Genomic DNA, 13,065 nt, shown 5'->3' on the forward strand with positions numbered 1-13,065 from the left:
TCCGAGAACGCCCGTGATTGCCCCTCTGACCCCCGACCTCTCTCCACCCCCGTCGCCACCTGCCAGCGCCGGTCTGATCCCCGGCCCCGGCCATCCGATCCCGTGGCGCGCGCTGCTCGGCGACGTGCTGCTCGACGGCGGAAGCTGGTCCGCGCTGGCCGGCATGACGCAGGTGCGGCGCTGCCAGGCCGGCGAGCTGGCGATCCGTCGCGGCGACGCCGCCGTGGCCATGCTGGCGCTGTGCGACGGCAAGGTCGCCGCGCGCGGTCCGCTGACCGGGCCGCAGTGGCTGGACCTGCACACCGCCTGGCTGGAAGGCCGCTACGAGGAGGATGTCAGCGTCGTGTCCTCCTCGGCGCTGCTGATGGTCTGGCCGATGGCGGTGGCGACGATGTGGCTGCGCTCGCAGCCGCTGGTGCTGGAGGCGCTGGTGCGGACGTCGGCGGCGCAGTTGCGGGACGCGCAGGACGCGATCCGCGGCCTGACGATGAAGGACGCCACCGGTCGCGTGGCCGCCTGGCTGCTCGCGCAGGCCGGCGCCGCGCAGGAACTGCAGCTGGCCGAGCGCAAGCGGGACGTGGCGGCGCAGCTGTCGATCTCCCCGGAGACGCTGTCGCGCACGCTGCGCCAGCTCGCCGACCGTGGCATCGTGGCGGTCCGGGGCTACCGCATCGGGCTGCTGGACCGGGTCGAGCTGCTGGCGCTGGCGCGCGGTCGCTGAGCGGCTTAGACTGGTCGCCACACTTTCCGTTGCGTCCCCAAGGAGGCCAATGTGACGATCGCCAGCGTGACCCCCGCCACCACCACCGTTTCCAGCGCGGAACGATTCTTCGGGGGGCACGCCAGCCTTCCGGTGATGCCCGAGGTCGGACGCAAGCTGCTGCGCAGCCTGGACGACGACGGCGTCTCGCTCGGCCAGATCGCCGAACTGATCGGCAAGGATTCGACGCTCGCGGCCAAGGTGCTGCGACTCGCCAACTCCGCGCGCTACAGCCCGTCGCACACGATCAGCACGCTGCAGGACGCGGCGATGGCGCTGGGCCTGGAGACGCTGCGCAACCTCGCGATGGCGGCCAGCCTGACGGGCACCTTCCCCGACGTGAAGGGCCTGGACCGCCAGCGCTTCTGGCGCCACAGCATGCGCACGGCCGGGTATGCGCGGCTGCTGGCCAAGCTGCTGCACGGCGACGCGGACACCGCCTACCTCGCCGGCCTGATGCTGCGCACCGGCCAGTTGATGATGGCGATGAGCGAGCCCGATCAGGTCGCCGACGTGGAAGCCCACGCGGCCGAGCCCGGCAGCCGCTTCTCGCTGGAATCGCACCGCTTCGGCTGCACGCATGCCGACGTCACGGCGGCGCTGGCCGCGCACTGGCACTTCCCGGCCGACCTGGTCGAGGCCTTCAAGGATGCGAACGTGCCGCTGGAGGTCAAGCCCTTCTCGATGCTCGCCGCGATCCTGCACCTGTCCGAGGTGGTGGCCGACGCCTGCGACACGAACGTCGACCGCATCGCGGCGCTCACGACCGCGGTGCCCGAACTGGTCGAGCACCTCCACCTGGACCTCGAGTTCCTGCGCCTGCGCCTGGACGGCTGCGGCGATCCGGGACAGGACGTGGAGCTGATGCTCAAGTGATCCTGGCGCGGCACGGGTGCGGCGCGGGCGTGAATCGGGCGGACCCTGCCCATGACCCGTCCGTGACCTGCTCGTGCGCCGGTCTTGAGCCGGTCTTGGGATAAGGTGCTGCACTCGCCCGGACCGCGCGGCCATCCCGCCGGACGGCGGGCGCAGGGAGACCATCATCAAGACTTTCAACAAGCTGCCCATGGCGGCGCTGCTGCCGTTGCTGATGCTCGGCGCCGCCGCTGCTGTGGCTCAATCGACCGACCTGTCGACGCTGGAACTCCGCGAGGACGAGCGTCCCGGGATCATCCGCGCCACCAACGATTTCGAATGCACGAGTTCGCGGCGGCGCATCGTCGTCCAGACCTCGTTCGAACGTCGCGACCAGACGGCGCGCATCGACGCCGTCACGTACCAGGGACAGCCGATCGACGAGGCCCTGCTGAAACAGGCGCGGGCTGAAACGCCTCGCGCACTGCCGCTCGGCGCGAGCCTGACCTGTTTCAAGGCGCACTCCGACCTGCTGCTGTTCTTCCGCGAGCGCGCCGATCTGCCGACCTTGTCCGTGCTGATCCGCGTGCCGGCGACATGACCGAGCCGTCGGCGCCGCGGCTGATCGCGCGCGGTGCCGCGCTGACCTGAAGCGGCGCTCCCCGCCAGCGCGGGAGAGCACCATGCCCTCAGCGCGTGCTCACAGCTTCGTGATGCGCACCCAGTTCAGGTTCCAGCCGCCGGCCGGCGCGTAGACGCCGAGCGCGTAGGTGCCGGCGTTGACGTTGACCGTGTGCGAGACCGTCGTCCAGTTCTGCCAGCCGCCGGTGGCCGGGATCGTGACCTGGCCGAGCTGGATGCTGCCGGCGTTCAGGTCCAGCGACAGGCGCGAGCCGCTCGGGCTGGCGACGCGGTACTCGACGCGGTAGCTGCCGCTGCTCGGGAAGTTGACGTTGGCGTAGGCCATCCAATCGCCGGCATCGATCCAGCCGACGTTGCTGCCGCCTTCGCTGCAGGCCTCGGTCTGCACGCCGCTCTGGTTGGTGAAGGCCTCGGCCTCGATCAGCTTGCCGGTCGACGGGGGCGGCGTGGTGCCGCCGCCGATCTCGGAACGGATGGCCGTCAGCAGGCTGTTGGCGCCGTTGCCGTCCTGCGCCAGCTCCCAGATCATCACGCCCGCGCCTTGCTGCAGCGCCAGCCGCGTCTTGGCCTTGATGGTCGGGATGCCGTTGTAGGTGATGTAGCCGCAGCTCGCGCACAGCGTGCCGATCAGGTCCTTCTGCGCTGCGGACGCGCCGAACTGGTTGATGATGTCGTTGAAGCCGTAGTCCGACGCATAGCCGTTGAAGCCGTAGCCGTAGAACGGCACGCCCAGCACCAGCTTGTCCTTGGGCAGGCCGCGCGACTGCCAGGTCGCGACGTTGCTCTGGGCCATCGCGTAGCTCGAGTGCTCCTGGCCGACCTGACCCCAGCTCGGTCCCACGTTGTCGTAGGACATGATGGTCACGAAGTCGAAATGCGGGATCGAGGAGACCGGGATCATCCCGCCCTCGTAGGTGGCCGTGGCCGCGGTGACCAGCTTGCCCGGCAGCGCGGCGCGCAGCGCCTGGATGAACGGCGTGTAGTTGCCGGCGCGGTCGATGGCGGTCAGCAGGCTGCCTTCGATGTCGATGTCCGCGCCGTCCAGCCCGTAGGTGTTGACGAACTGCGCCAGGCCGTTGACCGTGGCCGCGCGGCTGCCGGGTGCCAGCAGGCTCTGCCAGTTGCCGGAGCAGCCGGGGATCGAGCCGCCCGCCACCGAGATCAGCACTTTCACGCCCGCCGCGTGGGCCTTCTGCACCACGTAGCTGATGTCGGCGCCGGAGGCGTCCATGCAGGTCGGATTGCCGTTGCTGAGGAAGGCGCCGCTGCCCGACGGATTCGCGAAGGCGAGGTTGATGTGCGTGAGCTTGCTCAGGTCGGTGCGGTCGGCGACGGCGCGCAGGTTCTTCCACGCCGGGATGTAGCCGACCACCTTGGTCTGGGCGAGGGCGCTCGACGCCACGCCGCACAGGGCGAGGGCGGCCAGCAGACCGGTGAGGACAGGACGGCGGAACGAGTGGGACAGTGTCATCGCGAGCTCCCTTGGGGTTGAGGGACCGGTCGGGCGCAGCGCGACATCCGCGCGGCCTCGGTCGATCGCCGGCGATTCTGTGGCGTTTTATGAAATCGCTTTCATGGCTGTCCCTGAATCGGCGACGCGTTTTCGGTTTCGAATGCAACCAGGCGTTGCGTGGTTTCGGGCCGGCGAGGGCGCGTGTCCGCCGTGTAAAGCCCGAAAGGCTGGAAACCTGCTTGCGACCGCTTACGAATCGGCGCGACCGGTTGCACGCCGTGCGCAGAGCGCTCCGAATAATCCGCCGCCTACCTCCAAAGGTCTAAAGGACGGATTCCATGACGATCACCACCCAGCGCCCGACCGGCGCACTCCGCCTGCATCCGCTGGCCCTGTCGCTGGCCCTGGCCGGCGTGCTCGTCGGTTGCGGCGGCGGCAGCGACGGCGCCGGCGGCCTGGTCGCGGCGGGCCAGCAGAGCGGCACCGCCACGGCAGCGGCGGGCGCCGTCACCGCGGCCGCGGATCCGCAGGTCTGCTTCTATGAACACGCCAACTACACCGGCGCCGGCCTGTGCCGCAGCACGACGACGAGCTGGATCGGACCGACCTGGAACGACCGTGTCTCGTCCATCCGCGTGCCCGCCGGTTTCAAGGTGGAGCTGTTCGCCGACATCAACTTCGGCGGCCGCTCGGTCACGCTGACGGCGGACAACGCCAACCTGACCTCGGTCAGCATGAATGACGCGGTCTCCTCGATGCGCGTCACGAAGATCGTCTCGTCGAACGTGACGCTGGCGTCGGTGCAGTTCGCGCAGTCGATGCTCTACGGCAGCACGGACAACCAGCTGGTGCTGGTCGCCAACAAGCCGACGCTGCTGAAGGTCAACGTGACCGCGCCGGCCGGCACCGCCGCGCCGACGGGCCTGGTGCGCGTCGAGAACACCGTCGACGGCAGCAGCCGCGACCTGGTGCTGGCCGCGCCGCGCCGCGGCCTGCCGACGACGGTCTCCGACACGCAATCCTTCGACGACGCCTACACGGTCTCCGTGCCGGCCGAGCTGGTCAAGAACGGCCTGAAGGTGACGGTCACCGTGGCCGGCGCCGCGGCGCAGACCTTCACGCCTCGCGTCGGCGGCGGCACGCCGATGCGTTTCGTGCCGATCGCGGTGCGCATCGCCGGCACGACCGGCCAGCTGCCGGTGGACCAGACCGGTCACCTGCGCGCGCTGTTCCCGGTGTCCACGGTGACGCCCCAGTCGCATCCGGTCTTCGTGTCGGGCAAGGTCACGACGCTGCCGACCACCGACGCGCAGTGGAGCGATGCCTTCGGCAAGATCCTGGGCGAGCTGGCCGACCTGCACCGCATCGAGGGCGCCGCGCGCCACGACTACTACTTCGGCTTCATCCCGAAGCGCACCTGGGGCCTGGCGGGTCTGGGCTACGTGCCCGGCAACTCGGCGGTCGGTTTCGACATGCCGAGCAATCCGGACACGGTGCGCGATGTCGTCGCGCACGAACTCGGCCACAACTTCTCGCTGCCGCACGCGGCCTGCGGCGGCGCCGGTTCGCCGGATCCGAAGTACCCGTACCCGGACGCCAACCTGGGCAAGCCGGGCCGCTACATCTGGAGCTACCTGTCGGACACGAACTCGTTCTACGACCCGCGCCCGACGGACCGCCACGACATCATGAGCTACTGCGGCGGCACGGTGTTCTCGGACTACAACTACCGCATCATGCAGACCTTCCTGACGCCGGCCGACACGGTCAAGGCACAGGCGGCGGAAGCCAAGGCGGTGGCGCAGGACGTGCTGCTGATCAGCGGCAACATCAACGGCCGCCAGGTCGAGGTGAATCCGGTGAAGTCGCTGTTCGCCAAGCCTGACGTGGCCTCCGGCCCGTACGTGCTGCGCGTGCAGACGACGGGCGGCCAGATCGTGGACCAGGCCTTCACGGCGCAGTCGCTGGACCATGACGGCGACAACCAGCACTTCAGCGTGCTCGTGCCGAAGGTCGACAACATCGCCAGCATCAGCGTGCTGAAGGACGGCGTGACCCTGGCGCAGGCCCAGGCGCGCGTGACCAGCGCCCGTGCCAAGGCCCAGGCGGCCGGCGGCAGCCGTGCGCAGGTGTCGGTGAAGGAAGCCGGCGGCAAGGCGACGCTGCGCTGGGATGCGGACGCCGCGCCGTTCCTGAGCGTGACCTGGACGGACGGCACCCGCCGCCTGAACCTGGCGCAGGACCTGCAAGGTGGCGAGGCCACGCTGGATACGCATGAACTGCCGGCCGGCGGCCGCTTCGAGTTCATCGTGTCGGACGGCCTGAACGCGCAGCGCATCGAATCGGCGCGTTGAGCGGCTGAGCGCGCACTCGCGCGCTGACAGTCAGACGGGGGACGGGGCCGGAGGGCTCGGTCCCCCGTTGTCGTTGGGGGCGACGGCAACGGCGGCGTCGACGGTCGGTCTCCGACTTCCCGCAGAATGCGCCGCATGAGTGTCGACGTCGATTTCGAGGCTGGCGGATTCGCGTTGATCGAGTCCGTGGTCGATCCCGAGGAACTGAAGGCGCTGGCGCCGGTGATGTTGCGCGAGGGCGCCGTGGGCGGCTCCCGCTGCCTCCTGGACAGGCCGGAGATCGCCGCTTTGGCGACCACACTGCAGGCGCATCGCGTGCTGCGGTCGCTGATCCCGGAGGACCACGTCGCGGTCCAGTGCACCTACTTCGAGAAGTCGAGCGATCGCAACTGGCTGGTCGCCCTGCATCTGGACCTGAGCATCCCGGTGGCGCGACGTGTGGAGGCGCCGATGCTGCGGGGCTGGTCCGACAAGGAGGGCACGGTGTTCGTGCAGCCGCCGCCGCAGGTCCTGGAACAGTTGATCGCCGTCCGCCTGCACCTCGATGCCTGCGGCGTGGAAGATGGACCGCTGCGCGTGGTCCCGGGTTCGCACCGGCTGGGGGTGCTCTCGCCGGAAGCGGCCGCGGCGGTCCGTGCCGACCGGGGCGAGTCCACCTGCCTCGCCGCGGCGGGCGACGCGCTGGTCATGCGCCCGCTGGCGCTGCACGCGTCGTCGAAGTCCACCGGGACCAGCAGGCGCCGCGTCCTGCATGTCGTGTTCGGACCGCCGCGATTGCCATTCGGACTGGCGTGGGCTGCAACACGTCTGCCGGCATCAGCCGAAGCATGAGCCACAGGACAAATTTCTCAGACCATGCTCACTAGATTCCGAACACTGGCGCTGCCGCTGGCGGCACTTCTGTTGTGGTGCTCGGCATGTGTCGGTTCTCCCAACATCGCATTCGGTCTCGTGACCTTGGACGGTGACGGCAATGCATTGCTGGTCACCGACCGCGTCGTTCCGGCGACGGCGACCATTCACCTGCAATATGCGGATGGGCAGTCGCGGCCCCAGTGCTGCAAGCTGCTGCGCGGCAGCGACCTGCAGCCAACCACCGAAGACGTCAACGCCGCCAACAAGCTGACCGATGCCAAACCGCAGCTCTATCGTGCGAAGGTTCCCGGCGACTGGGCCGATCTTCCGTTCGTCGGACTCGCGGCCTTCGGTGACGTCGGGGCCGTGTCAGGCGATGCAAGCAGCCTTCGAGTCACCGGCCAGGATGGCAGTCGCGTCCGCGCTGAACTTTGCCTGGGTCGCGAAGGTGTGCACCTGATCGACAAGCGGGGCGGCAAGGTCGCTTCCCATCTGTATCTCTGGCTCGGATACGAGGTGGAGTCGCCTACCTGTCGATGATTCCGGCAGAGGCGTGGTCGAGCGGGGCAGCCTCTCCGGCATCACCAAGCGCTACCACAGGACTTTCGTCCATTGACGCGGTTCGCGCCTGAAAGACACTTCGGGCCTTCCCCCGACCTGCTCCGGCCGCGCGCGACATGGATTCCTTCGAAGCTTTCTGCCTGCTCGCCGCCCTGGGCTATCTGTGGTGGCAACTCACCAACGTGAAGCGGCGCGTCCGGGTCCTGGAGGAGCAGCTCGCGACGCAGAACGCGGCGCGGCATGGGCCGCAGGGCATCACGTCACCGGCAGCCGCAGCGGCAGCGTTGAAGTCGACCGCAGAGCCGACTTCGTCGACGTCGACGCCTGCACCGCCGCCTGCAATGCCTGCGACAGCGTCCGTCGTCGCACCGTCGGCAGTGACGTCGCCCCTTCCTCAGCACAGCGACCAGTCGATGCCCCTGTCGGTGACGGCGGCGACGGCTGCGCTCGCGTCAGCCGAGGCGCCGATCGCAGCAGCACCTTCGCCATCCGCGCCGGCGGCGCCCCGCACCGTCCCGAAACCGCCCGCGACTCCCGCCATGCCGCAGTGGCAGGTGGCGTTCTTCGACCTGCTGCGCAGGAACCTCTTCGCCGTCGCCGGCATCGTCCTGCTGCTGCTCGGCTTCGTGGTGCTGTTCCGCTCCATCGAATGGGGCCATCTGCTGTCGCCGCTCGCCAAGGTGTCGCTGGGATGGGGCGCGGGAGCGGCGCTCGGGGTCGCCGGCATCCGGCTGAGCGCGCGCAACACGTTGTGGGGTCAGGTCGTGCAGGGCGGCGCCGCCGCCATCGGTTTCCTCGCGACCTATGTCGGCGCGTCGGTGTACGAGGTCGTCTCGCCGACCGTCGCGCTGGTCCTCTTCACGGCGATCGCCGGCGCGCTGGTGTATCGCGCGTTGAAGGAGGACGCGAAGGTCCTGGCCGGTGTCGGTTTCCTCGGCGCCTATGCCGCGCCGCTGCTGGCCATGTACGGTCACGCCGGCCTGCTGTTCAATCTGGGCTACGGCCTCATCGTCACGACTTTCGCGTTGTGGGTGAGCCTGTCGCGTCGCTGGCTGGAGATCGGCATCCACGCCCACGTCTGCGCCACGGGCCTGGCCTCGTTGGCCTACGTGGGTGCGAGCCACGAGCCCGCGTTGCCCGCGTGGCAGCAGCAGGCGCTGCTGCTGGCCTACGTCGTCCAGTTCGCGGGCTGGGCCCTGGCCTGGGCGCATCGTCACAGCCCCGCCGAGGTGGCGCGCGGTGATGTGTCGTCCGCTCCAGCGCGCGAGATCCCGATCCTCAGCGCCTGCTTCTCGACGACCGCCGTCGTGTTCCTGGCGCTGGAGAGCTGGCTGCTCGCGCCGACCGCGTTCCTGGTCGTCGCCTTCGTCACGGCGGCGGTGCTCGCCTTCATCGGCCTCAAGGTGTTCCGGCAGCAGGCGCTGCGCGAGACCGCCTGGGTGCTGAGCGCGCTGAGCGTGGCGGCCGGACTGGTGCAGGGCGACCTCGCGCGGTCGGTCGCGAGCTTCGGCCTGTTCGCCGAGGGCGCCATCCTGACGCTGACGACCCGCGCGCAATCCGTCTTCCGGCGCCTCGTGGCGCGCGGCCTCGTGGCGGTCGGCGCCCTCGCGGTGCTCGACGTGCCGGCGTCGTGGCCCGTCGCCTTGCTGCTGCTGGCGGGCCTCGCGCTGTCGCTGCGCATGCAGCGCGAGGGACGGGCGGTCGACGCCGGGCTGGCGGCGACCGTGACCGTCGCGGCGGCGGCGGTGCTCTCGTACCGCCATGTCGGACTCGGCTTCGAGCTGCTGCCGATGTTCACGCTGCTCATGCTCGCGGCGACCCTGCTGGCGCATGTGCTGGGCCGTTCCACGTCGTCCTCGACCTCGACCACGACCACGACCACGACCACGACCACGACCACGCAGGGCGCGCGCGATGCGACGCCGTCCGACGTCACCCTCGTCCGCTCCATCTACGCGGCGGTGCTGGCCGGAGGATGGCTGGCGACCTTGACCGTGGCGCAGGAGGCGCCGCGGGCGCTGGCGCTCGGCGCGCTGGTCGCGCCCGTGGTCTTCGGCGCGGCGGCGGCCTTCCTGTCGCTGCGCCGGACGCTCAGCCCCGGCGCGGCGGAGCGCGCGAAGGCGCTGCTCTGGCTCGCGCACCTGCTGCCGGCGGTCGTGGCCTTCGTCTTCAACAGCAGCTGGTCGCTGGTCACCTTGCTCGCCGTGGCCGGTACCGCAGCCTTCGCGCATGCGTCGCGCCGGCTGCGCGTCGATGCGCCGTCGGCCAGGGAGTTCTTCATCACGTCCGCCAGCGTGGCGCACGCGGCGCTGCTGGGATCTCCGATTCCGCTGGTGCTTGCGGCCTGGCCCGATGCAGGCACGAACAGCGTGGAATGGGTGCTGGCGGCGGCATCGTTCCATGCCGCGCTGGTGACCTGGTGGCAGCTCGGCGAAGGCGTGCCCGCGCAGGTCCGCAGCGTTGCCGCCACGGCGGTCGGCGTGGCGATGAGCTATGTGATCGTCCGCGGCCTCACCGATGCGCCGCGGCAGGCGTTCCTGCTCGCGTGGAGCAGCTACCTGCTGCCGGTGGCGCTGGCTGCCGTCGGCGTGGGCTTCCTGTTCCTGAGCACGCGCGGCGGTCGCCGCCTGGCCTGGCAGGTCTCGGCCGCCGTCCTGGCCGGCTCGGCGGTCAAGCTGCTGCTGTCGCTGGGCAGCTTGGCGCTGTCGCCGATGGGCATCGTCGGCAGCCTGCTCGGCATGGGGGCGCTGTTCCTGATGGCCGGCTATCTGGCGCCGCAGCCGCCGGCCCGGGAACCGGCGTCGCACGGGTAGCCGCGTCACCATCGACGCGGCCGGCGTGACGGTCAGAAGCCGAGCTTCACGCCGATCTCCAGCTTGCGTTGGCGGAACTCGCCGAGCTGCGTCCGCCCGCCGCCGAAGGATTCGAATTCCAACGGCACGGACAGCCGGTCGCCGAACCTGGCCTCGACGCCGAGGCCCCACATCGGACGCACCAGGCGGTCACGGGCCGACTGCCCCAGCGAGTCCCGGTACCGGAAGCGGTTCAGCGCCAGACCGGCCTTGCCGAACACCGCGAAGGTGTCGTCCAGGTCCACCGTGTAGCGCCCCGCGAGCGAGAAGACATCGGAGGAGATCCGCGCCGTGTCGCGGGAGCCGGGCGTCGGATCCGTGAATCGCCAGTGGCCGAAGGCGCCGTAACCCGCCTCCACCGACCATTCGGGGCTGAAGCGCAGGCCGCCGTACAGCCGCAGGGCGGTGGGGTGGTTGTCGTTCCTGATCGTGGTCGAGGGACCGATGTCCAGGCGCGCCTCGCCGGGCGTGGCCCACGAGAGCCCCGCGTAGGGATCGGCGGCCAGCGCCGCCGAGGCGATCCATGCCAGCGGGATCGTGGCGAGAAGTCGGTGCGGAAACGTCTTCACTGCTGCTTTCAGAAGGCTGTCGACATTGACGCCGCCATTCTGGAAACGCGGACCTTAAGGAATGCCCAAGATCGCGGCCGGCACCCGCAGCTCGAAGCGCACGCCCCGGCCGTCGAGTCCGGTCTCCACGGTGAGGAGGCCGCCCAGGCGCTCGGCAGCCTGCCGCACGATCGCCAGACCCAGGCCCGATCCCGGCTGGTCGTGGCCCGGTCCCCGCCAGAAGCGGTCGAACACCCGCGCCCGATCGGGCTCGGCGATCCCGGGGCCGTCGTCGGCAACGCTCAGACGCAGTCCGCCGTCCGGGTCGACCGCCAGGACGACCTCGATGCGGCCGCCCGCGGGCACGTAGCGCAACGCGTTGTCCAGCAGGTTCTGCAGGATCGACGCCAGGGCCCCGCGATCGAGGCGCGCCAGCACCTGGTCCGGTGCGTCCAGCGAGAGGGCCAGCCCTCGTTGCCGGGCGTCCGCGTTCCGCTCCGCCAGCAGGCGCGCGCTGAAGGCGGCGATGTCGACGGCTTCGGCGGCGGGCGCGGCGCGCGGGTCGAGCGACGCGAGATCCAGCAACTGCTGCGACAGGCGCGCGCTCCGCGCGATGGCGTCGAGCATCGCCGCCGAGGCCTCGCCGCGGGCCGCCGGTTCCTCCGCATGCAGGAGCACGTGCGCCTGCGCGGCGATCACCGCCAGCGGCGTCCGCAGTTCATGGGCCGCGTCATGGACGAAGGACTGCTCGCGCTCGACCCGCTCGCGCAGGCGCCTCAGCAGGGTATCGAAGGCCCGGCCGAGGGGGCGCAGCTCGGCGTACCGCAGATCCATGCCCAGCGGCGCCAGCGCGGCTTCCGCATCGATGCCCTCGATGCGGCGCGTGAAGCGGCGCAACGGCGCCAGGCCGGTCCGCACAGCCACCCAGAGCGGCAGGACCATCAGCGGCAGGGCCAGCAGCAGCTGCTTGGACAGCTCCCAGCTGGCGAAACCCAGCAGGCGGGTGTTGTCGATGGCAGGCTCGGCCACCCGCAGCGACCAGCGCGGCCCGTCCGCCCGCCAGGTCCAGTGGCGTCGCCCGGCCAGGACCTGTTCGCCGACGCCCAGGCGGGCGATGGGGGCGGCGTCCGCGGAGGCGTAGAGCAAAGTCCCGGACCGGTCGTAGAGCTGCAGCAGCACATCGCCGGTCACGAGGTCGACATGCTGCCGCTGCCACTGGCGTTGCGCATGGAGGTAGCGCGCATGGCCGGCGATCAGCCGGGTCGCCTGCCCGGCATCCTCGATTTCATCGAGTCCCGCGGCCAGCTGGCGACCGAGCTGCCGCACGCCGGGATCGGTGGCGAGCTGCTCCCGCACGTCGATCTGGTCCTGGACCAGCACCAGGGCTGCCAGCAGCGCGATGGCGACCAGCAGCGCGCCGATCAGGCGCCGGGTCAGCGTCGGACGCAGCCAGCGGCCGGACCGGACCGTCGGCAGGCGCGTCGGCGGGCGCGTCATGCGCAGTCCAGCCAGTAGCCGACGCCGCGCACGGTGCCGATGCGTGCGGCGCCGATCTTGCGGCGCAGGTTGGCCAGGTGCACTTCCAGCGTGCCGAAGTCCAGCGGTTCACCCAGCGGCGACAGCCGTTGCGCCAGCGCGTGCTTGGCGACCACGCCGCCGCGTTCGCGCGCGAGCTCGATCAGCAGCTGGAATTCGCGCGGCGAGAGCGACAGCTCGATGCCCTCGAGCAGCACGCGTCGGCGGCCGGACTCGATCGTCAGCGCGCCCAGGCGCCAGCAGTCGTCGGCCTGCTGGGCGCCGCGACGCACCACCGCCCGCATGCGGGCGATCAGTTCGGGGATCTCGAAGGGCTTGACCACGTAGTCGTCGGCGCCGCCGTCGAAGCCGGCGAGCCGGTCCTGCAGCGCCGACCGCGCGGTGATCACGATCACCGGCACCGTGCTGCCCTGGCGTCGCCAGCGCGTCAGCAACTGATGACCGTCGCCGTCGGGCAGGGCCTGATCGAGCAGGACGGCGTCCTGCGCATCCGGATCCAGCCGGACCGGCGCGTCGGCCATGCGGCGCAGCCATTCGCTGCTGTGGCCCTCGATCCGGAGCGCGGCCTGCAGGGCGCGACCGAGTTCGAGGTCGTCCTCGATGAGAAGGAGGTGCATGCGGCGTGGCGGTGGAGTCGCTGGGGTGGCGC

Annotated in this window: 11 protein-coding genes; 7 read left to right on the plus strand and 4 right to left on the minus strand. The window is 70.6% G+C overall.

The genetic code is table 11. The features are described 5' to 3' along the window. Window positions 1–13 precede the first annotated feature (13 nt). From ACQ86G_RS13505 to ACQ86G_RS13515, 3 genes are all read left to right on the plus strand, one after another. Entirely contained in the window at window positions 14–721 is a 708-nt protein-coding gene (locus ACQ86G_RS13505) for a Crp/Fnr family transcriptional regulator (protein WP_431261024.1), read from the plus strand. Between the two features lie 51 nt (window positions 722–772). After that, complete coding sequence (locus ACQ86G_RS13510) at window positions 773–1,636, plus strand: HDOD domain-containing protein (RefSeq protein ID WP_431261025.1); 864 nt, start codon at window positions 773–775, stop codon at window positions 1,634–1,636. 190 nt (window positions 1,637–1,826) lie between these two features. Further along, window positions 1,827–2,216, plus strand: coding sequence for a hypothetical protein (locus tag ACQ86G_RS13515; RefSeq protein ID WP_431261026.1), 390 nt, complete (start codon window positions 1,827–1,829; stop codon window positions 2,214–2,216). A 99-nt stretch (window positions 2,217–2,315) separates the two neighbouring features. Here the strand turns inward: ACQ86G_RS13515 and ACQ86G_RS13520 are convergent, their stop codons facing one another. Continuing rightward, window positions 2,316–3,728 carry a carbohydrate-binding protein gene (locus ACQ86G_RS13520; protein WP_431261027.1) on the minus strand — a complete coding sequence of 471 codons (1,413 nt, stop codon included), beginning with the start codon at window positions 3,726–3,728 and terminating at the stop codon, window positions 2,316–2,318. A 320-nt stretch (window positions 3,729–4,048) separates the two neighbouring features. Between ACQ86G_RS13520 and ACQ86G_RS13525 the strand changes: the two genes are divergently transcribed. From ACQ86G_RS13525 to ACQ86G_RS13540, 4 genes are all read left to right on the plus strand, one after another. Beyond that, window positions 4,049–6,064 carry a peptidase inhibitor family I36 protein gene (locus tag ACQ86G_RS13525; RefSeq protein WP_431261028.1) on the plus strand — a complete coding sequence of 672 codons (2,016 nt, stop codon included), beginning with the start codon at window positions 4,049–4,051 and terminating at the stop codon, window positions 6,062–6,064. A gap of 135 nt (window positions 6,065–6,199) precedes the next feature. After that, on the plus strand, window positions 6,200–6,895 hold the full coding sequence (locus ACQ86G_RS13530; protein WP_431261029.1) for a phytanoyl-CoA dioxygenase family protein: 696 nt from the start codon (window positions 6,200–6,202) through the stop codon (window positions 6,893–6,895). A gap of 24 nt (window positions 6,896–6,919) precedes the next feature. Further along, on the plus strand, window positions 6,920–7,459 hold the full coding sequence (locus ACQ86G_RS13535; protein ID WP_431261030.1) for a hypothetical protein: 540 nt from the start codon (window positions 6,920–6,922) through the stop codon (window positions 7,457–7,459). A 137-nt stretch (window positions 7,460–7,596) separates the two neighbouring features. Further along, the gene (locus tag ACQ86G_RS13540; protein ID WP_431261031.1) at window positions 7,597–10,293 is read left to right on the plus strand and encodes a DUF2339 domain-containing protein; all 2,697 of its coding nucleotides are present in this window, start codon (window positions 7,597–7,599) and stop codon (window positions 10,291–10,293) included. Between the two features lie 32 nt (window positions 10,294–10,325). On the opposite strand, the gene ACQ86G_RS13545 is transcribed toward ACQ86G_RS13540, so the two are convergent. The 3 genes from ACQ86G_RS13545 to ACQ86G_RS13555 are packed head-to-tail and all read right to left on the minus strand — an operon-like array spanning window position 10,326 to window position 13,033. Next, window positions 10,326–10,901, minus strand: a complete 576-nt coding sequence (locus tag ACQ86G_RS13545) for an outer membrane beta-barrel protein (protein ID WP_431261032.1) — start codon at window positions 10,899–10,901, stop codon at window positions 10,326–10,328. 54 nt (window positions 10,902–10,955) lie between these two features. Further along, window positions 10,956–12,377 (minus strand): sensor histidine kinase, encoded by a 1,422-nt coding sequence (locus ACQ86G_RS13550; protein WP_431261033.1) that lies wholly within the window; start codon window positions 12,375–12,377, stop codon window positions 10,956–10,958. Next, window positions 12,374–13,033, minus strand: coding sequence for a response regulator (locus ACQ86G_RS13555; RefSeq protein WP_431261034.1), 660 nt, complete (start codon window positions 13,031–13,033; stop codon window positions 12,374–12,376). The genes ACQ86G_RS13550 and ACQ86G_RS13555 overlap by 4 nt, the downstream gene beginning before the upstream one ends. Window positions 13,034–13,065: the final 32 nt, after the last annotated feature.

The sequence above is a fragment of the Roseateles chitinivorans genome (genome assembly GCF_050632145.1).
GTDB lineage: Bacteria > Pseudomonadota > Gammaproteobacteria > Burkholderiales > Burkholderiaceae_C > Roseateles > Roseateles chitinivorans_B.

Excerpts from the sequence above, each read along its gene's own strand:
- ACQ86G_RS13515 (WP_431261026.1), top strand. The coding sequence starts at position 1,827 with ATGGCGGCGCTGCTGCCGTTGCTGATGCTCGGCGCCGCCGCTGCTGTG.
- ACQ86G_RS13520 (WP_431261027.1), bottom strand. The coding sequence starts at position 3,728 with ATGACACTGTCCCACTCGTTCCGCCGTCCTGTCCTCACCGGTCTGCTG.
- ACQ86G_RS13525 (WP_431261028.1), top strand. The coding sequence starts at position 4,049 with ATGACGATCACCACCCAGCGCCCGACCGGCGCACTCCGCCTGCATCCG.
- ACQ86G_RS13530 (WP_431261029.1), top strand. The coding sequence starts at position 6,200 with ATGAGTGTCGACGTCGATTTCGAGGCTGGCGGATTCGCGTTGATCGAG.
- ACQ86G_RS13535 (WP_431261030.1), top strand. The coding sequence starts at position 6,920 with ATGCTCACTAGATTCCGAACACTGGCGCTGCCGCTGGCGGCACTTCTG.
- ACQ86G_RS13540 (WP_431261031.1), top strand. The coding sequence starts at position 7,597 with ATGGATTCCTTCGAAGCTTTCTGCCTGCTCGCCGCCCTGGGCTATCTG.
- ACQ86G_RS13550 (WP_431261033.1), bottom strand. The coding sequence starts at position 12,377 with ATGACGCGCCCGCCGACGCGCCTGCCGACGGTCCGGTCCGGCCGCTGG.
- ACQ86G_RS13555 (WP_431261034.1), bottom strand. The coding sequence starts at position 13,033 with ATGCACCTCCTTCTCATCGAGGACGACCTCGAACTCGGTCGCGCCCTG.